The sequence below is a fragment of the Actinoplanes sp. NPDC021490 genome (assembly GCF_055562135.1).
Window position 1 is genome coordinate 1 of the sequence record NZ_JBVHFW010000025.1, and the last position, 18,203, is coordinate 18,203.

General features: G+C 73.2%; 14 protein-coding genes. 2 read left to right on the forward strand and 12 right to left on the reverse strand.

All coding sequences use genetic code 11. The features are described 5' to 3' along the window. The 7 genes from ACZ3I4_RS43695 to ACZ3I4_RS43725 all read right to left on the reverse strand — a co-directional run. Positions 1 to 94 (reverse strand): Clp protease N-terminal domain-containing protein (locus tag ACZ3I4_RS43695; RefSeq protein WP_425454139.1); only part of this gene is annotated, 94 nt, incomplete at its 3' end. Between the two features lie 89 nt (positions 95 to 183). After that, positions 184 to 1,389, reverse strand: a complete 1,206-nt coding sequence (locus ACZ3I4_RS43700; RefSeq protein ID WP_465388052.1) for a DUF6004 family protein — start codon at positions 1,387 to 1,389, stop codon at positions 184 to 186. Positions 1,390 to 1,631: 242 nt separating this feature from the next. Next, positions 1,632 to 3,011: a metallopeptidase TldD-related protein gene (locus ACZ3I4_RS43705; RefSeq protein WP_465388053.1), complete on the reverse strand. Its 1,380-nt coding sequence runs from the start codon at positions 3,009 to 3,011 to the stop codon at positions 1,632 to 1,634. After that, entirely contained in the window at positions 3,008 to 4,504 is a 1,497-nt protein-coding gene (locus ACZ3I4_RS43710; protein ID WP_465388054.1) for a TldD/PmbA family protein, read from the reverse strand. Before ACZ3I4_RS43710 ends, ACZ3I4_RS43705 begins: the two co-directional genes overlap by 4 nt. Positions 4,505 to 4,516: 12 nt before the next feature. Further along, on the reverse strand, positions 4,517 to 5,788 hold the full coding sequence (locus ACZ3I4_RS43715) for an aminotransferase class V-fold PLP-dependent enzyme (RefSeq protein ID WP_465388055.1): 1,272 nt from the start codon (positions 5,786 to 5,788) through the stop codon (positions 4,517 to 4,519). Further along, positions 5,788 to 6,576 (reverse strand): crotonobetainyl-CoA--carnitine CoA-transferase, encoded by a 789-nt coding sequence (locus tag ACZ3I4_RS43720; protein ID WP_465388056.1) that lies wholly within the window; start codon positions 6,574 to 6,576, stop codon positions 5,788 to 5,790. The genes ACZ3I4_RS43715 and ACZ3I4_RS43720 overlap by 1 nt, the downstream gene beginning before the upstream one ends. Continuing rightward, entirely contained in the window at positions 6,573 to 7,463 is an 891-nt protein-coding gene (locus ACZ3I4_RS43725; RefSeq protein WP_465388057.1) for a class I SAM-dependent methyltransferase, read from the reverse strand. Before ACZ3I4_RS43725 ends, ACZ3I4_RS43720 begins: the two co-directional genes overlap by 4 nt. A gap of 95 nt (positions 7,464 to 7,558) precedes the next feature. Here ACZ3I4_RS43725 and ACZ3I4_RS43730 point away from each other — a divergent pair, with 95 nt between their 5' ends. Further along, a complete protein-coding gene (locus ACZ3I4_RS43730) occupies positions 7,559 to 8,230 on the forward strand; it encodes a DUF899 family protein (RefSeq protein ID WP_465388058.1) in 672 nt (223 codons plus the stop codon). Positions 8,231 to 8,238: 8 nt separating this feature from the next. Here the strand turns inward: ACZ3I4_RS43730 and ACZ3I4_RS43735 are convergent, their stop codons facing one another. The 5 genes from ACZ3I4_RS43735 to ACZ3I4_RS43755 are packed head-to-tail and all read right to left on the reverse strand — an operon-like array spanning position 8,239 to position 17,220. Next, positions 8,239 to 8,907, reverse strand: a complete 669-nt coding sequence (locus ACZ3I4_RS43735) for an NHL repeat-containing protein (RefSeq protein ID WP_465388059.1) — start codon at positions 8,905 to 8,907, stop codon at positions 8,239 to 8,241. Further along, positions 8,904 to 10,049 (reverse strand): trans-sulfuration enzyme family protein, encoded by a 1,146-nt coding sequence (locus tag ACZ3I4_RS43740; protein WP_465388060.1) that lies wholly within the window; start codon positions 10,047 to 10,049, stop codon positions 8,904 to 8,906. The genes ACZ3I4_RS43735 and ACZ3I4_RS43740 overlap by 4 nt, the downstream gene beginning before the upstream one ends. Before the next feature lie 3 nt (positions 10,050 to 10,052). Further along, positions 10,053 to 10,496 carry an acyl-CoA thioesterase gene (locus ACZ3I4_RS43745; protein WP_465388061.1) on the reverse strand — a complete coding sequence of 148 codons (444 nt, stop codon included), beginning with the start codon at positions 10,494 to 10,496 and terminating at the stop codon, positions 10,053 to 10,055. 5 nt (positions 10,497 to 10,501) lie between these two features. Beyond that, positions 10,502 to 16,246 carry a type I polyketide synthase gene (locus tag ACZ3I4_RS43750; RefSeq protein ID WP_465388062.1) on the reverse strand — a complete coding sequence of 1,915 codons (5,745 nt, stop codon included), beginning with the start codon at positions 16,244 to 16,246 and terminating at the stop codon, positions 10,502 to 10,504. Between the two features lie 2 nt (positions 16,247 to 16,248). Further along, positions 16,249 to 17,220, reverse strand: coding sequence for a DUF1702 family protein (locus tag ACZ3I4_RS43755; RefSeq protein ID WP_465388063.1), 972 nt, complete (start codon positions 17,218 to 17,220; stop codon positions 16,249 to 16,251). A 168-nt stretch (positions 17,221 to 17,388) separates the two neighbouring features. Between ACZ3I4_RS43755 and ACZ3I4_RS43760 the strand changes: the two genes are divergently transcribed. After that, a complete protein-coding gene (locus ACZ3I4_RS43760) occupies positions 17,389 to 18,201 on the forward strand; it encodes a helix-turn-helix domain-containing protein (protein WP_465388064.1) in 813 nt (270 codons plus the stop codon). The last annotated feature ends 2 nt before the right edge of the window (positions 18,202 to 18,203 follow it).

Sequence of the window (18,203 nt, forward strand, 5' to 3'; positions counted from 1 at the left end):
GCTCGGTCCCGATGTAGTTGTGGTTGAGCATCCGGGCCTCTTCTTGGGCCAGGACGACAACCCGTCGCGCTCGGTCGGTGAACCGCTCGAACATGTTTGCCACCCTTCTCAACCACAGGGGTTCGTCCCGGGACGGCCGGAGCCGCCCCGGGACGAACTGGCGGAACGTCAGTCACGCGTGGCTTACGCGCTGACGTAGGCCTCCGCACCGACAAGAGCGTCGCCCAGCTTCAGGCTGACGCCGGTCAGACGGGCCTGCGGGACCCCGTCCTCGGACCGCAGCGCGGCGTCCGCGTAGTCGGCCGTCAGCACGGTGCCGGTCGGCTCGACGTCCTTGAGCTTGCCGCTCAGGTGCACCGGGGATGCCGCGTACAGCGTGCCGGACGGGGTGACCAGCTCGAACTGCGCGTCGAAGTGCAGCTCGCCGGGGTAGCGGACCTGGCTCAGGCTCTTCTCCGTGCCGTCGCCGAGCTGGCCGCCCGACACCGCGAAGAAGCTGACTCGCAGCATGACCCGGCCACCGAGCGCCGGGCTCTCACCGACAACGGCCACGCGAGCCAGCTGCGCCAGCACACCGGAGCCCTCGTCGTGCTTCTCGGGGCCGAACAGCAGGATCTCGGCGCCGGCGGCGAGCGGGTACTCGCCGACGAGCTCGATCTCCTCGGTCTTGCCGTTGACCTCGACCTTGATCTTCGCCTCGGACGACGCCTGGATGATGATCGACGGGTCGGTCAGCATCGAGACACACGGGCCGGGACCGGCGGCGAAGAACGCCTCCGGGGTGTTCCCGATCGCCTCGTTGTCGTCGGTGGACGGGTACCACGCGGCCGGCAGGTTGGTGCCCCGCACGACGTTGTGGGCCGGCATGATCTCGGCATCGCCGTCACCGTAGGGCCGGCCCAGGAAGGGCGGGGTCAGCGGCTTCTTGTACGGCGGGATGTTGTCCACGATGCCCATGACGTCGATGACGCCACGGTGGGTCAGCCGCATCGTGCTGGTCTCCAGGATGCCGAACCGGCGGATGTAGAACTCCGCCGGGAAGTTCTTGCCGGGCACGATCTGCTTCACGTGACCGGTGTTCGGCAGGTAGGGGTTCGACAGGATCTGGATCCGGTCGTTGAGGGTGTAGCTGAACCCCTTGATGCCGACCTCGGGGGCACTGATCAGCTCCGTGTCGAAGCTGGCCGTGCCGTCCTCGGCCACCCGGTGGTGGAAACCGGGCATCGGCCACTTGTTCATCTGGACGAAGCCGGACAGGTTGATCGTCTCGCGACGACCGCCGTAGTAGTCGTCCCCGAACACGACCGTGGCCGCAGCCAGGATGTGCGGCCGGAGCGGCTTCGGCTCGATGTTGAGGGACTCGTAGGTCTCTCGTGCCGTGTTGGTCACGGCTCACCTCCTCGGAAGGCTCGGATCCGCGGCGTGCCCCTTGGCGCGCCCACCGCCGAGCTCGTCCCGACGCTATATTTTTTTAAAGTGGTCGTCAACACATCGAAGCTACTCCGACGCGCTCCGCTACCGGCCGGATCCTCAAGTAAGGCAAGGGAAAAGGCCTATCAGGGGCCAAACAGCTGCATGGCGGCCCCCGACACCGGGAGCCGCCATGATCCTTACTAATATAGTGAATATCTTCAGATGGCCTGACTGACCGACGACATGTGGAAGTCGGCCACCCGCAGGGGCGGCATCGCCACCGCGGTGAAGCCGTCGCCCCACTCGCGCGCCCGGGTCCGTACGGTGGCTCCGGCCTCTCGCACCCGCCCGAGCATGTCCACCGGGCTCTCGTTGAACCGGAAGTTCGTGACCGAGCCGACCACCTCGCCGTGCTCGACGAGATAGACGCCGTCGCGAGTGAGGCCGGTCAGCAGCAGATTGGCCGGATCCACCTCGCGGACGTACCAGAGGCCGGTGAGAAGCAGTGCCCGTTCGGTGCGGGCCACCAGATCCTCCTCCGAGCCCCGGCCCGTGGCCGACTCCAGGATCAGATTGTCGATGTGTGGTGTCAGCGCCCCTTCGCCGCCTCCGGCCCGGGTCTGCAGCAGGGCCCGCAGCACGCCGGAATCCAGCCAGGCGGTGGGGGCCAGCGGCCATCCGTTGTCGAGAACCGACGCGGTGGCATCCGACGTGCGCGCGACCACGAAGGGCGCACAGGCCAGACCGGCCGCGCCCGGGTCGCCGCGCAAGGTCAGCGGCGCCGTGGTCAGCCGCTCCCCGATCCGGGTGCCGCCGTCCGCGGCGCTGAACACGCTGCGCCCCTGCGCGGCTTCGGCCGCACCGGCCGACCAGTAGGTGTGCGTCATCAGGTCGGCCACGGCGGCCGGCGGCAGAATGCACTCGTACCGTCCGGGCCGCAGGTCGACGCGCCGGCGGGCCCAGCCCAGCCGCCGGCCGATCTGCTCGCTCAACCGCCCGACGTCGACGTCGGTGAAGTCGTCGGTCGCCGCGCCCACCCAGGCCGCCCGGCCACCGTCCGGGTCCCGTCCGCTCAGCTGCAGATGCCCGGACGGCTGATCGTGACGCAGCCGCAGGCCGGTCGACGAGCCCAGCAGCGTGCAACGGCGGGAATGTTCGGCATAGCCGTACAGCAGCCGGCCCTGCCCCGACGCCTGCCCGAACGCCTCGCCCAGCCCGGCCGCGACGCGGCTCAGCACGGCGGGCGAGGTCGGGTCGATCGGATCGTCCCATTCCGGGGCCGGATCCCGTCCCGGCACCAGAGCGGGCGCGCCGGCCACCGGAGCGGCCTCACGAGCGGCGCGCTCGGCCGCGGCGACCAGATCGGTGATCTGCCGGGCGTCCAGCTCGCCGTCGTACGACACCGAGCCGGTCGCCACACCTTCCGCCCGCTCCCGCGTGGCGATCACCGTGACCCGCCGCCGGGCCGTATGCCCGTCGGTGGTCAGCGCGTTGGCGGCCCATCGCAGGTTCGTCGCGCTCTCCTCGTCGACGATGACCACGCAGCCGCCCGCCCGCGCCGCGGCCAGGGCCCGTTCGACGATCTCCTGGGCCGTCATCGTGCGGCCTCGCCGGCCGTGTTGAGCACGTCGATGCCGCGGAACAGCGCGGCCGGACTGCCGTGCCCGGCCCCGGCGATCTGCAGAGGCTGGCCCTTGCCGCACTGGCTGGCCCCGGAGAGCAAGTAGGTCTGCGGCCCGCCGACAGCCTCCAGCGCGCCCCAGAACTGCGGGGTGGAGCCACGGTAGGCGACGTCCCGTACGGGACCGGCCAGGCGGCCGTTGCGGATCCGATAGAAGCGCTGACCAGTGAACTGGAAGTTGTACCGCTGCATGTCGATCGACCAGCTGCGGTCACCGACCACGTAGATGCCGTCCTCGACCCCGGCGATCAGGCCGTCGACATCCGGTCCGGCCGGGTCGGGCAGCAACGAGATGTTGGCCATGCGCTGGATCGGAACGGTGGCGAACGAGTCCGCGTAGGCGCACCCGTTCGATCCGGTCAGCCCGGCCTTGGCGGCGTTCTGCCGGTCCACCTGCAGGCCGACCAGCCTGCCGGCCCGGATCAGGTCCCAGCGACCGGCCCGCACCCCCTCGTCGTCGTAGCCGATCGTGGCCAGCCCGTGTTCGGCTGTCCGGTCGGCCACCACGTTCATGGCCGCCGACCCGTACCGCAGGGTGCCGATCTGATCGGGCGTGGCGAAGGTGCCGCCGGCGTACGCCACCTCGTGGCCCAGCGCCCGGTCCAGTTCGGTGGCGTGCCCGATCGACTCGTGGATCGTCAGCCAGAGGTTCGTCGGATCGATGACGAGGTCGTAACGTCCGGGCTCGACCGGAGGTGCGGCCGCCTTCTCGGCCAGCCACTCCGGCATGCGGGCCAGTTCGGCGGTCCAGTCCCAGCCGTCGCCGGTGAGGTATTCGAAACCCCGCGCGCTCGGCGGCCCGAGGGTGCGCATCACCTCGAAGGACCCGGCCGAGCGGTCCACCCGGGTGGCGAACACCATGGGATGCACCCAGACCCGTTGCTGGGTGATCGCCGCACCGCCGGTATCGGCGTAGAAACCGGTCTCCTTGGCCGCCACCAGATAGGCGTCCACGTGCTGGAGGCCGGCCGAGAGCACCTGATCGCACCAGCCCGCCAACGGGGCCACCCGGTCGGCCACGGTCAGCTCGAACGGGTCGGTCCGTGCGGAGCCGAACCACGTGACCTCGCCCGCGCTCGGCTCATCGGTGAGCTCGACCGGTTCGCCCCGCAGCGGACGGGCCGCCCGGGCCACGGCACAGGCCGAGGCGGCCACCGCGGCCGCCGCGTCCGGTGTCAGCCCGGTGCCGGCGGCGAAACCCCAGGTGCCGTCGAGCAGCACCCGGACCCCCACGCCGAGTTCGGTGCTGGTGCGGCTGTCGGCCACCGAGCCGTCCCGCACCAGGTCGCGGATGCTGCGTACCTGGCGCAGCCGGAAGTCGGCATAGGTGGCGCCGGCGGCCGAGGCGGCGGTCAGGGCCGCCTCGGCCAGGGCCCGGGCGGGCACGGCGGCGAACGCGGTATCGAGCACGACCGGCTCCGATCAGAGGAAACGGGTGGTGGGGTGGTTCGCCGTCCAGTCGCCGGGACGGACCGTCCGCAGCGCGTCGCGCACCACATCGATGTCGCCGGTGGTGGTGTAGAGGCCGAACGAGACGCGAACCGTGCCGAGCAGGCCGAGCGCGTCCAGGAAGGTGCTCGCGCAGTGCACGCCCGAACGCACCGCCACGCCGTGCCGGTCCAGGTGACCACCGACGTCGTACGGGTGGATCCCGTCGACCACCAGCGACACGATTCCGGCCGGGTCGATGCCGGGTTCCCCGATCACCCGGACCCCCGGCACGGAGGGCAGCACCCGCAGCGCGTACTCGGTGATCTCGCGGTCGTGCCGGCGGACCGCCGCACGGCCCGCCGCGGTGAGGTAGTCGAGGGCAGCCGCCAGCCCGACGGCGCCGGCCACGTCGGGGGTCCCCGCCTCGAGCCGGGCCGGACCCGGGACGTAACTGACCGGCTCGTCCAGCCGGACGCCCTTCACCGTGCCCCCGCCGACCTGATAGGGCGGCATGTCCGCGAGCAGCGACCGGCGCCCGTAGAGCACGCCGGTGCCGTTGGGCCCGTACACCTTGTGCCCGGAGAAGCAGTAGAAGTCGGCGTCCAGGGCCTGCACGTCCACCGGCCGGTGCGGAACCGCCTGGGCGCCGTCCACGAGCACCGGCACGCCCCGCGCGTGCGCCGCCGCCACCAGCTCGGCGACCGGGTTGACCGTGCCCAGGACGTTGGACACGTGGCTGATCGCCGCCATCCGCACCGACGGATCGGCCACCGCGGCGGCGAAACCGGCGGGGTCGGGCCGGCCCTCCGCAGTGGTGCCGGCGACCACCAGCCGTGCGCCCACCCGGTCGCAGAGCCGGCGCCACGGCAGCAGGTTCGAGTTGTGTTCCATGCCGGTCACCACGATCCGATCGCCCCGGCCGACGATGCGGGCGGCGAACGTGTCGGCCACCAGGTTGACCGCGTCGGTGACCCCGCGGGTGAACACGATCTCGTCGGGCTCGGCGGCGTTCAGGAAGGCGGCGGCGGTGGCTCGCGCCCCCTCGTACCGGTCGGTGGCGGTCCGGCTCAGCTCATAGAACCCGCGGCCGATGTTGCTGTTGGCCGTGGCGTAGTACTCGACGATCGCGTCGAGCACGGCCCGCGGCTTCTGGGTGGTAGCGGCGTTGTCCAGATAGACCAGGGGGCGTCCGTTCATCGTGCCGGACAGGATCGGGAAGTCCGCGCGAAGGGCGGACAGGCTTTCCCGCACGCTGTTGGTCATCAGTTCTCCTCGGGCCGGCCCGCCCGGAACTCCTGGAGAAGGCCCGGCGGGCACGGAAAGACCTTCTGCGGCGGATACGGCCGGTCCGGTGGCGGTATCCACCCCGGCTCGTCGGGGGCGGGCAGGCGGCCCGAGGCATCCCGGAGATGCGGGCCGTAGAAGAACCAGCAGATCTGGGCGACCTGCTCGGTGAAGAGCACCGGATGGGCGGCCGGCGGGCAGAGCGCCATGTGACAGCGGGCGGCGCGCAGCTCGCCCACCGGGCCCATGGCCGCGCCGGACATGGCGTGCCCGAAGATGTCGTGCACCGCCCGGAAGACATCGTTGTGCAGCAGACGGACGCCGTCGGCGCGGATCTCGGACGGCTCGCACAGCGGGTGGTCCGGCTCGGGCTCGCCGGGACCGTGACCCGATTCGGTGAGGAAGACGTGCAGCGTCCCGGTGCGGGCCAGTTCGCTGATCATCTGGCGCGAACCCGCGTACGGCTGGCCCGGTCCTCGCCACGGCCGGACGCGCAGTCCCGCGTCGGCGGCCCGGCGCAGCAGCCGCAGGTTCTCCGCCTTCATCCGGGCGTAGCCGGTGTGCACCGCGGGGGTGACGCGGCGCCGGGGTGCCGCGGCGAAGGCGTCGGCGACCCGCCGGCGGAAGTCCTCGTCCGGCTCGTCGCGGCGGCCGAGGAGGTCGTCGATCCGCACCGGCTCCGACTCGCCGCGGACCGAGGCCTCGTCGACGTGCGTCTGGGCCACCTTGATCAGCGTCTCGCGCAGGCGGGCCGGCGCCAGGCTCATGCGCCGCCTCCCCCGATCGGCGTCACGGCGCGTACGCAGATCGCCAGGCCGGGCAGCACCACGGCGCCGCCGGGCACGGCGTACGCCTCGGCGGCCTCGGCCACCTCGGCCCACACGCCACCGTCGTCCGGGCCGAGCCGGCTCACCTGGTCGAGCAGGGCCGGCGCGGTGACCGCGCGGGTGTACCGGGCGTACGCCTCCGGTGCGGACAGCCGCAGCCGCACCGGCACCAGTTGCACCTCGGACCGGGCGAAGCCGGCCTGGCGCATCTCGTCGCGGACCTGCTCGGGATCGGCCATGGTGAACGGTCCGGGCGTGCCCGGGGGCGGGCCGGTCAGGCCCAGACGGCGGCTGATCACCTCGAATCCCAGGCGGAGCAGAGGGTTCTCGGCGGGCGCGGCCCAGACCGCGGCGGCCAGGACACCGCCGGGCACGAGGGCGTGCACGGCCCGGCGGAGCGCGGCCACCCGGTCGACCGCGAACATCAGGCCCCAGCGGCTCAGCACCACGTCGGCCGAGCCGGGCCCGGCCTCGTACGACTCCATGTCGCCGACCACGAACCGCAACTGTTTCAGGTGCGACGCCCGGCGCTCGGCGCGGGCCACCATCTCCGGGGAGAGGTCGAGGCCGAGCACCCGGCCGCCCGGGCCGACAATCCGGGCCGCGCTGATCGCCGGCTCGCCCACGCCGCAGCCCAGGTCGACGACGCGGTGCCCGGCGCGCAGCCCGGCCAGCTCCAGCAACCGGCGGGTGACCGGCTCGGCCGCCGCCTCGAAGCTGTCCTGCCAGGTGTCCCAGCCCTCACTGATGGCGTCCCAGGAACGGCTCTGCTGCGCCTTGAACGACTGCGTCCGCGAGGTCAACGAATCGAACGGTGGGGCGGTCACCACGGCACTCCCTCGATAGAATCACTTGATTATTTTATAGCTTTGGCGGGTGGTCAAGCGCCAGCGGCCGCGTGAGGTTGAGTACCGTATAGCCCATGACACAGGTAGAGAACTTCGTGCCGCTGTGGCCGGACAACGCCGACCCCGCCTACACCGCCGCCCGGATGCGGCTGTCCGAGGCCGAGAAGGCGCTCAGCGAGCAGACCGAGCGCGTCGCCGCGGCCCGCCGGGCCCTGCCGCCCGGCGGCGTCGTCGACGACTATGTGCTGACCGAGGTGTCACCCGGATCGGGGCCGCGACGGCTCGGTGAGTTGTTCGGCGAGCACCGCACTCTGCTGCTGTACCACCTGATGTTCGAGCCCGGCGCCGAGCAGGCCTGTCCGATGTGCTCGATGTGGGTCGACGGCTTCAACGCGGTGACCGCGCACCTGGCCCAGCACACCGCCTTCGCGGTCGTCGCCAAGACCGAGCCGGCCCGGCTGCTCGAGTGGGGCCGCCACCGGGGCTGGACCGCCGTACGCCTGCTGTCCAGCCACGGCACGTCGTTCAACGCGGACCTGAAGGCCGAGACCCCCGCGGGCGACCAGCGGCCGGTGATCAGCGTCCTCGTCCGGGACGGGGACCGCATCCGGCACTTCTACTCGCAGGCGGCCAGTTTCCCCGACAACAGCGAGCGCGGCATCGATCCGCTCTCCCCGGTGTGGAACCTGCTGGACCTGCTGCCGCAAGGACGCGGCGACTGGTACGCGGGCAACGACTACACCTGACCGCCGCCTCAGTTCCACTCCCGCCGGGCCTGGGGCGCGACCGACCCGCACAGCACGTCGTCGGGGCGCAGCGCCTTGAGCCGGCGAGCGCTGAAGTCGGCGTACCAGATGAGGTCGTCGCCCCAGGTCAGGCCGACCGGCCGGCCCTCGACGGGCACCGCCGACCGCAACTCGCCGGTGGTCGCGTCCACCGCCCGGACGAGGCTGCTCTCGAAATCGGCGTAGACGACCACGTCGCCGTGGACGGTCAGGCCGGACGGCTGGCCGTCCACGGCGAACTCGCGGCGTACCGACAGCGTCGCGGTGTCGCGCAACTGCACCACGGCCGGGCCCCGCAAGCCCAGCCAGAAACCGCCGGGGCCGGCCTCCACCCCGCACAACCGGCCGCTGGCCGGCAGCACCGGCCGCTCGCCCACCTCGGTCCCGGTCAGCGGGTCGAGCACCAGCATGCGTTTCGGCCGGCCACCGACCTGCCAGAGCTGCCCGCCGTGACATGTCAGGTCGGCCCGCAGGCGGGGGCAGGCAACCGTGCGCACCACCCGTCCGTCGGCCGGGTCGATCGCGTAGATCTGACCGGCCGCCTGATCCGAGTGCCAGAGCAGGTTTCCGTCCCACCCCAGGCCGCACGGGTATTCGCCGGGCACCGGAACACTGTGCACCACCGGAACCGTCGTCATGATGTCTCCTCCTCGCCGGTCACCGCACGGGTCAGGTCCTCCGCCAGGTCGTCCGGGTCCTCGATGCCGACCGACAGCCGGATCAGCCCGTCCGAGATGCCCCGGGCCCGGCGCACCTCGGGCGGCAGCGGCCGGTGCGTCATCAGAGCCGGGCACTCCACCAGCGACTGCACCCCGCCCAGGCTCACCGCGCAGGAGAACACCCGGAAGCGGTCGAGCAGTTGTTCGGCCGGGCCGGCGGTGTACTCGAACGACAGCATCGCGCCCGGACCGCTCATTTGCCGTGCGGCCACCTTGTGCCCGGGGTGGTCCGGCAGGCCGGGGTAGTGCACCGCGCCGACTCCGGGCAGGCTGCTCAGCCGGCGGGCGAGCAAACCGGCCGTACGCACCTGCCGGTCCATCCGCAGGGCCAGCGTCTTGAGCCCGCGGTGCACCAGGTAGCTGTCCAGGGCGCCGGGGACGTTGCCGGTCGCCGTGCGATACGCCCGCACGGCCTGGTGCAGGTCGTCGTCGCGGTAGACCAGGGCCCCGCCCAGCACGTCACCGTGACCGGCGACGAACTTGGTCGTGCTGTACAGCGAGATGTCGGCGCCGAGGGCCAGCGGCTGTTGCAGGGCCGGGCTGGCGAAGGTGTTGTCGACCACCAGCCGGGCGCCGCGGTCGTGCGCCGGCCCGGCCAGCGCCGCGATGTCCGCCACTCGCAGCAGCGGGTTGCTCGGCGTCTCCACCCAGACCATGGCGATGCCGGGCTCGGCCCAGGCCCGGCCGGCCGCCCCGGGATCGTCGAGCGCGGCATAGCGCACGTGCACCCCGCGCCGTTCGGTCATCTGCAGCAGCGCGTCGGTGCCGGAGTAGACGTCGTCCATCACCAGCACCGTGCGGCCCGGCTCGACCAGCGAGAGCGCGGTCGCCGCGGCGGCCTGCCCCGAGGAGAAGACCGTGGCGTGCGGCGCGTCCTCCAGGGCGGCCAGGCAGGTCTCCAGCGCCTCCCGGGTGGGGTTCTCGCCGCGGGCGTAGAAGTAGGCCGGTTCGGGCTGGACCCGGCGCTCATAGGTGGTCGCGATGTGCAGGGGCGGCACGACGTCGCCGGTGCCGGGGTGAGGGTCCTGACCGGAGCGCACCAGCCGGGTGTCGAAGCGCATCGCTCACACCGTCCGCAACTCGGGAACGCGGTACGGCCGGAGCGCCTCGACCAGCGCGGCCGGCACCCGCACCGGGGCCGTCTGCCGGTTGGGCCCGTGCATGCAGCCGATCCGCTGCCGGCCCCGGGCCACCGGCACCTCGGCGCCGTCGCGCAGCAATACGTAGTCGAAGGTGAACTCCAGCTGGGTCTGCGCCAGCTCGGCCAGCGACATTCGCACCGACACCTCGTCGAAGGCGGTCAGCTCGGCCAGGAACTCGCAGTCGACCTTGAGCGTGAACAGCTTGAGCCCGGCGTGCATCTCGTCCAGCACCGCCGGCGCCTGCTGCTTCAGGAACAGTTCCCGGCAGCGGCCCTGCCAGCGCAGGTAGTTGACGTAGTAGACGTTGCCGACGAGGTTGGTCTCCTCGAACCCCACGACGTGCCGGTATTCGTACCAGCGGCTCATCCGGCTCACTCCTTCCCGGCGAGAACGGCGAACACCAACGGCTGGCGGGCGCCCGCCGGGATCACCGCGTACGTCTCGATGCGGGCGGTGCCGGCGTCGAGCGACACCCACCCGCCGGCCGCACCGGGGCGCACCGTCAGCGGTCCGGTGAGGCGGCCGGTCTTCTGCAGGCACTCGATCGCGCACCAGACCCGGGTCGCGGCGGTGTCGCCCGGCTCGTCCAGGTCGGCGGCCAGCCGATCGGCCAGCGGCGCGTGCGTACCCAGCAGGTCGCGCCACTCGGCCGGCGTCCGCGCGGTGACCACCTCGGCATCGCAGGTGACCGGTCCGTCCGCCGCGACGGCCATGCCGACCCCGGCGGCATACGCGGCGGACACCGACCACCCGTCGGCCAGTGGCCGCCCGTCGGGCCGGTACCGCACCTCCACCGGCCGGTCGAGGGCCGTGGCCAGCAGCCGGGCGGTGTCGCCGGGCCGGCGCGGACCCTCCCGGACCGCCACCGCAACCTCGGTTCCCAGCGCGTCCTCCAGCCGTCGTTGCAGGTAGGGACCGAGCAGGTCGGGGGTCAGGCCGGAGCCGGACGGTCGCCGGCGCACCGCGCGCAGCCTCAGCCCGGACCAGTGCTCGATCACCGTGCCGGAGGAGTCGCGCACGGTGAGGTCGTAGACGTAGTCGGCGCCGGTGTGGCTGCGCTCGCGCGCCGTGACCACCACCGGGCCGGCTATCGCCAGTTTCGGACCGGCCGGGCTGATCGCGTCGACCCCGGCCGGGATCAGCGTCGCGTCCGGCACGCACACCTGGATGGCGTGCAGGAAGGCGTCCCGGGCTCCCGGGTCACCCAGCAGCAGCTGACCGGGCAGGAAGGCGCCGAACCAGTCGGCCCGGTCGCCGGTGGCCACCACGGCCTCGGCGCAGCGGGCCGCGATCCGCCGGTAACGCATCACCCGCCGGAAGCGCCCGTCCTGGAACAGCACGCTCCCGTAGAGCTCGCGGGCCGGAACCAGGCCCGGCTGCACACCCTCGGCGCCGGCCGGGGCGACCGGCAGGTCCGCGACGGCCGGGCCGAAGGTCAGGGTCGCCCGCATGTGGTCGGCCCGGAAGCCGGTGTCCGAGCAACGGATCACCACGTCGACGACCCCCGGTCCGCGGTGCAGCGCGGCGATCCGGACCACTGTCCCGTCGTCGCCGACGACGATCGGCCGGGAGAACTCGACCCGCTCGAACCTGGGCGCGTCCGAGCCGCCGAGCAGGGCGCCGGCCACCTGGGTCATCGCCTCGAGGCCCAGCACACCGGGCAGCACGCGCTCGCCGTCCAGCCGATGGTCGTCCAGGTAGGGGTCGGTCGCCGGGGTGAGCCGGACCTCGGTGACCAGTTCGATGTCGTGGTAGTGCACAAGCGTGCGTTCGAGGAAGCGCAGCAGGGGAAGCTCGGGGCGGTGGTAGCGCACGGTGTCCGCCTCACCGGTGCGGCCGGAGACCACCACGACCGGCGGAGTCGACGGGTCGCGGAGCAGCCGGCGCAGCATCGCGACGCCGTCGTCGGCCGAGATCGGGGTGACCCCGCCACGGAGCAGCTTCTCGACCACCGACAGGCGCTCGCCCATGCCCACCCCGGACCACACCGACCACTCCAGGCAGAGCACCCGGCACTGTGGCCGGCTCGCGCCGACCACCCGGGTCAGCTCGGCCAGCCGCTCGTTGGCCAGGGCGTAGTGCGCCTCACCGGCGAGCCCGGCGCGGCCGATGATGCTGCCGAACGTGACCAGCAGCCTCAGCCGCCCGGCGTCGACCGCGGACAGCACGTGCACGAGCCCGTCCACCTTCGGCGCCAGGGTGCGGCGCAGCGCGGCGCCGTCGAGCTCGGCCAGCGGCGCGGGCTCGTTGCGCCCGGCGCCGTGCAGCACGGCGGTCACGGGGCCGGTCTCGGCCTCGGCCAGGGCGACCGCCGCGCGCACGGCGGCGCGATCGGTGACGTCCACCCGCACATAGCTGACCCGCACCCCGGCCGCCGAGGCGCGGGCCAGGTTGGCCGACAGTTCCGGGTCGGCCGCCGGATCGGAGCGGCCGAAGACGACCAGGGCCGCGCCGGTTCCGCTGGTCAGGGCGAGCGCGCACTCGGCGGTGATGCCCTTGCCGCCCCCGGTGACCAGCAGCACGTCGTCCGAGGTGAGCACGACTTCGGACTGGTCGCCGCTCCCGGCCGCCAACGGGCGCGCCGTCGGCACGTACCGGGTTCCGGCGCGGTGCACCGTCTCGGTGTATCCCGTGGTGGCCACGACATCGGCGACCACCCGGGCGGGCGCGTCGGCGTCCGGCGGCACGGTGACCACCGTGGTGCGCAGCTCCGGATACTCCAGCCGGGCCGTACGGGCCAGCGCGCCGGCCGCGGCCCCGGGGGCCTGCACGAGCACGAGGCGGCCCCCCGCGGGCTGCCGGACGGCGGCCCGGACGCCGAGCAACGCCCGTTCGAGATCATCGTGATCGGGCTCGGCGGGCACGCAGGCCAGCACGCCGTCACCCACCCCGGCCTTCTCGAGCGCCACGCGCACCTGCTCGGCGACCTGGTCGTCCGGGCGGGCATGCATCGTCCAGCGGCCCTGCTGCCCGGCACCGCGCTCGACGGCGACCGGAGCGGCCTTGAGTTCGACGACGAACGGGCGTACCCAGGCCGCCACTCCGTCGATCACCGCCGGGGCGCTCCGGCGTCCGGCGTCGGCCGCCAGTTCCTCGATCGCGGTGGCGAGTTCGCGCACCGTGGAGGTGGCGAAGTTGGCCGGCGCGGCCATGGCGTCCAGCCCGAGCTCCCGCGCCGCGCTGTTGACCAGCTGACCGACGGTGATCGAGCTCAGGTGCAGGTCGTCGAGCAGGCGGCTGTCGTCGGAGAGGACCTCCTCGGGCAGTTCGGCCCGGTCGGCCACCAGGCCGCGCAGCACGGTCAGGGCGTCCCGGCTGTCGGCCACCGCGCCGCCCGGCGCCGGTGTGGTCACCCCGGCGGTCTCGCCGACGACCTCGGCGCCGGCCAGGACCGGCTGCGGGGCCGCCTCGCACGGGTTGGTCAGGAAGGAGAGCGGGGCGTCGAGGTCGAGCGGCCGCACCAGCCGCTCGGAGAAGAACTCCGCGGGCGGTGGCGGGGCGCCTCGCACGTACGCCGCGGCCAGCACGCCGAGCAGGCTGACCAGTGACTCGTCGTCGGTGTCGAGGGCGACCGCCGGCACGGCACACACGCCCGGCACCATCCGGGACAGCACCCGGCCCGGTCCGACCTCGACGAAAAGGTCGGTTTCGGCGGCGGCCACGGACACCGCGCCGGCGAACCGGACCGGGTCGGTGATCTGCGTACGCAGCAGCGACCGCAGGTCCGTTCCGGCGTCCAGCATCCGCCCGGTCACGGTGGACACCACCGGCCGGACCGGCGCGGCGAACTCCTGCCCGGCCAGCCAGGTGCCGAATTCGGTGGCGGCCGGCGCCATCAGGGGCGAATGGAAAGCATGCGAGACGGGCAGCCGGGCGCACTGCAGGCCCGCCCGTCCGGCGGCGGCGACAACGCGGTCGATCGCCTCGGCCGGACCGGCCACGACCGTCTGGCCGGGGCCGTTCAGCCCGGCGACGACGACCGGCTCCGCGCCGATGAGGGTCCGCGCGGCGTCCGGTCCGGCGGCCAGCCCGGCCATCGCGCCCGGGGTCGTGACCCGGCTCATGACCGCTCCGCGATGACCGGCCAGGCGGATCAGCGCCGCCTGGTCGAGAGCGCCCGCCCAGTGCAGCGCGGAGAGCTCGCCGAGGCTGTGCCCGAGAGCCACCCGGGCCGAGAGCCCCAGGCTGTCCAGCACGGCCAGACCGGCCAGCGAGCCGGCGACGATCCGCGGCTGGGCGACCTCGGTGGCCGCCGGGTCGGCGCCGGCCGGCAGGGCGACGCTGCGGTAGACCTCGTCGGCCACCGGGAACCGCCGTCGCAGCGCACCGCCGGTCGTCCCGCGGCCGGAACCCTGACCGGGGAACAGCAGTCCGAGCCGTCCGGCCCCCGGAGCGGGGCGTCCGAGGAACCAGCCGGCCACCGGTTCCACCGCGTCGAGCCGGCCCTCGTCGAGCGCGGCGACCAGGGCGTCGAGTTTGGCGACGGCGTCCTCGGGGGTCCGCACCACGACCGCGGCCCGGCAGGCGGTCCCGGTGAGCGATTCGCGCAGCACCGCGGCGAGGTCGCCGAGTTCGGCGTAGGACAGCCGGGCGATGCGGTCGCGCAGACCGGCCGCCCGGTCCCGCAGTTCGGCCGGGCCCGGTGCCTCCAGCAGCAGCAGTTCGGCGTCCTGCAGGCCGCGGGCCAGAGCACGATGCCGGGGCGCGGCGGCCGAGACCGCGCCGGGCGGAGCGGAGAACTCCAGAGCCAGGTGGGTGTTGATGCCGCCGAAGCCCATCGCGGTCACCCCGGCCCGCCGGGGAGCGCCGACCGGCCATTCCTCGGCGGCGCGGGGAGCCCGCAGGGCCGCGTCCTCGCTCGTCAGCTGCGGATCAGGGTCGATGCAGCCGACCGCCGGCGGGATGGTGCCGTGGTGCACGGCGAGAGTGGCCTTGATCAGCCCGGCCACTCCGGCCGCGGCCTTGGTGTGCCCGATCATCGCCTTGATGGAGCCGATGGCGGCCGGTCCGGTCGCGCCGGCCGACCGGCGGGCCGAGCTGAGAGCGCGCAGTTCGGTGGCGTCGCCGACCGCCGTTCCGGTGCCGTGGCCCTCGAACAGGGTGACGGTCTCGATGCCGAAGCCCGCCCGCCGGTACGCGCCGTCCAGCGCCCGCCGGTAGCCGTCCGCGTCGGGCCGGGTGATGCCGCCGCGGCCGTCGGAGGAGATTCCCCACCCCGCGACGGTGGCGTAGACGCGGCGGTTCTGGGCCAGCGCGTCGCTCTCGCGCATCAGCACCACCATGCCGCAGCCCTCGCCCGGCCAGAAACCGTTGGAGCCGCGGTCGTACACGCGCATCTCGTTGCGGGCGAGCGCGCCGGTCTTGGCGAAGCCGACCAGTTCGAACGCGTCGATCGAGAGGTCGACCCCACCGGCCAGGGCCATGTCGATGTCGCCGTCGGACAGCCGGTCGCAGGCGGTGGCCACCGACAGCAGCGACGACGAGCAGGCGCCGTCCACGGTGTAACCGCCGCCGCCCAGGTCGAAGTGGTTGCAGATGCGACCGGCAATGGTGTTGGCCAGGGCGCCGGCCAGGGTGTCCTCGTCCGGCACCGGGAACGGCTGCTTGTAGTCGGTCTCCAGCCGGTCGAGGAAGCCGGCCAGCCGGGCGTCGTCCCAGTCCACGTTCTCCTGCAGCGCGGCGGCCACCACCCGGCGGACGTACGGCCACCGCAGCCGCAGCACGTTGGCCCGGCTGAATTCGCCGGTCAGTGTGTTGCCGACGACGACCGCGGTGCGCTCGGCGGGCAGCCCGCGCCCGTCCGGGAAACCGGCGTCGGCCAGCGCCTGCGCCGCGACGTCGAGGGCCAGCCAGTGCGTCAGGTCGGTGGAGCGGTAGGTGCTGCCGGCGATGCGGAAGGCGAGCCGGTCGAATTCGTAGTCCTTGAGGACCGCGGCCGTACGGGCATAGATCTTGTCCGGCGCGGCCGGGTCCGGCGACCAGTAGTCGTCCATGTTGAGCCGCTCGTCCGGTATCCGGCGAAAGGCACGGCGACCGGCGACGACGTTCTCCCACAGCTGCGCCGGCCCGAGCGCGTCCGGGTACCGGCAACCTAGTCCCACGATGGCGATCCGCACTTCTACAACCTTCCCGAGGACATCAGTTCATCGGCGATCCGCCGGCGCCACACCTCGAACTTGGGGACGCCTCCGGTCGATGTCAGCTCGGCCCGGGCCCGGTCGGTCACCGCGGCGGCCGCCTCGGGCGGGAGCCCGCACAGCGCCGCGGTCGCCGTGGCCGTGCCCGGTGTCACCAGGCCGGCCCGCAGGCGGGCCTGAGCCGCGAAGGCGCTGCCCTGCGCGAGCTGGGCGCGGTGCGCACCGGCCCGGTCGCGCAGCAGTACGAGTTCGGCCGGTCCGGCGCCACCGGCGTATGTGGCGGCCAGACCCGCGCCGGCGAACAGATCACCGCGCCGGTGCGCCTCGAAGGACTCGATGCGCGCGGCCACCCGGGTGACGTCAGCGCCTTCGACGAACCACAGCGCCCGCCCGATGCCCTGGTCGACCACGCGGGGCGAGTAGCCGCCCGGGTCGCCGGCCAGCCGGAGGTCAGGATCGCGCCGGCGGCCGTGCACGTACGCGGCGGTGTGGAAATACGCCTGGTGGAAGCCGTAGCCGTCGAGCGCGAGCCAGCGCAGCAGGGGGTCGGCCGGCAGCATGGCCGGCCATCGCCGCCTCGGCAGCCGGGCCATCGCCCAGCCGGCTCCGACATAGACCATGTAGACGTGCCCGTCGGCCGGCCCGGCCAGGAAGGCCTCGAGCCGCCGCGGGCCGCCCGGCGACATCCCGTCCAGCATGGCCAGTCCCATGCCGGCGCCCTCGTAGGCGAAACCCTGGAACTCCCGGCGCACGCCCGCGAGCCGGCGGCCGGCCTCGGCCGCGTCGCGGGCACCGACCGCGTGCCGGAAGCCCTCCAGGAACGAAGCGCCGACTTCCTCGAGGAGATCGCGGGCGGCATCGTCCTTGGCGTGGAACCCGCGTACGTCGAGCCGGGTGTGACGGTTGCCCGGGGTGAGGATCGTTTGCCGCAGCCGTCGCCACAAGTTGACCATGACGTCCCTCAATCCGCTAGCCGAGTGCCTCCATGCTTGGCGAGCGGACGGCGCACTGTCATCTTTCAAGTTGCCGTATGTGGCCTTGTGTATTCGGGGAGTCAAGAAGACGTCAAGATGGGCTCTCCAGACTCGGCACGGCCTGCCACCGTCTGAGGAGCCGATGCCATGCCAGTCGTTGCCCCCCACTCCCCCAGCACCAGCAGCCGCATCGAGGCGGTGCGACGCACCATCGGGCTGATGCGGGACAACCTCTGTGAACAGTTGTCGCTGACCGACCTGGCCCGGATGGCGCTGTTCAGCCCGTTCCACTTCCATCGCCTGTTCCGCGACACCACCGGGCTGACCCCGGCCCGGTTCCTGGCCGCTCTGCGGATGGCCGAGGCGCGCCGGTTGCTGCTGCACACCGATCTGACCGTGGCCGCCGTCGGGTCTCAGGTCGGCTACGCCAGCGCGGGCACCTTCACCACCCAGTTCACCCGTCTGGTCGGCGAGTCGCCGGCCCGCTTCCGGCAGCTGGCCCGGCGGCTGAGCGGCCGGCGGGCCGGTTCCGGCACCTTCTTTGAACCCCGTCAGGCCCCGGGCGACTCGGGTTCGCTGCTCGTCTCGCTCACCGGCACGGTCCCGGAAGGCTGCGCGATCGCCGGCCTGGAACCGGCCTCCGATCAGGGAGACGGCCGCTGGATCGTGCGGCCGGCGGCCCATTTGCTGTGGCTGCCCGCCGCGGCCGGGCCGCACCGCCTGCGTCTGACGGTCGTCGAGTCGGGGGTGCCGCTGACCGACGCGCTGGTCGACGACGTGGCCGGCAGCCGGTTCGTCGCGGAGGCACCGGTGCAATTCGTCGACGGGCGGCACGTGCCGGTCCTGGTCACCCTGCGGCGTCCGTGGGACCTCGATCCGCCCCTGCTCGCGGCCGCGCCGCTGCGCCACCTGCTCGACGCCCGGCGCGTCGACACCACTCACGTGCGCCGGGTGTCCTGACG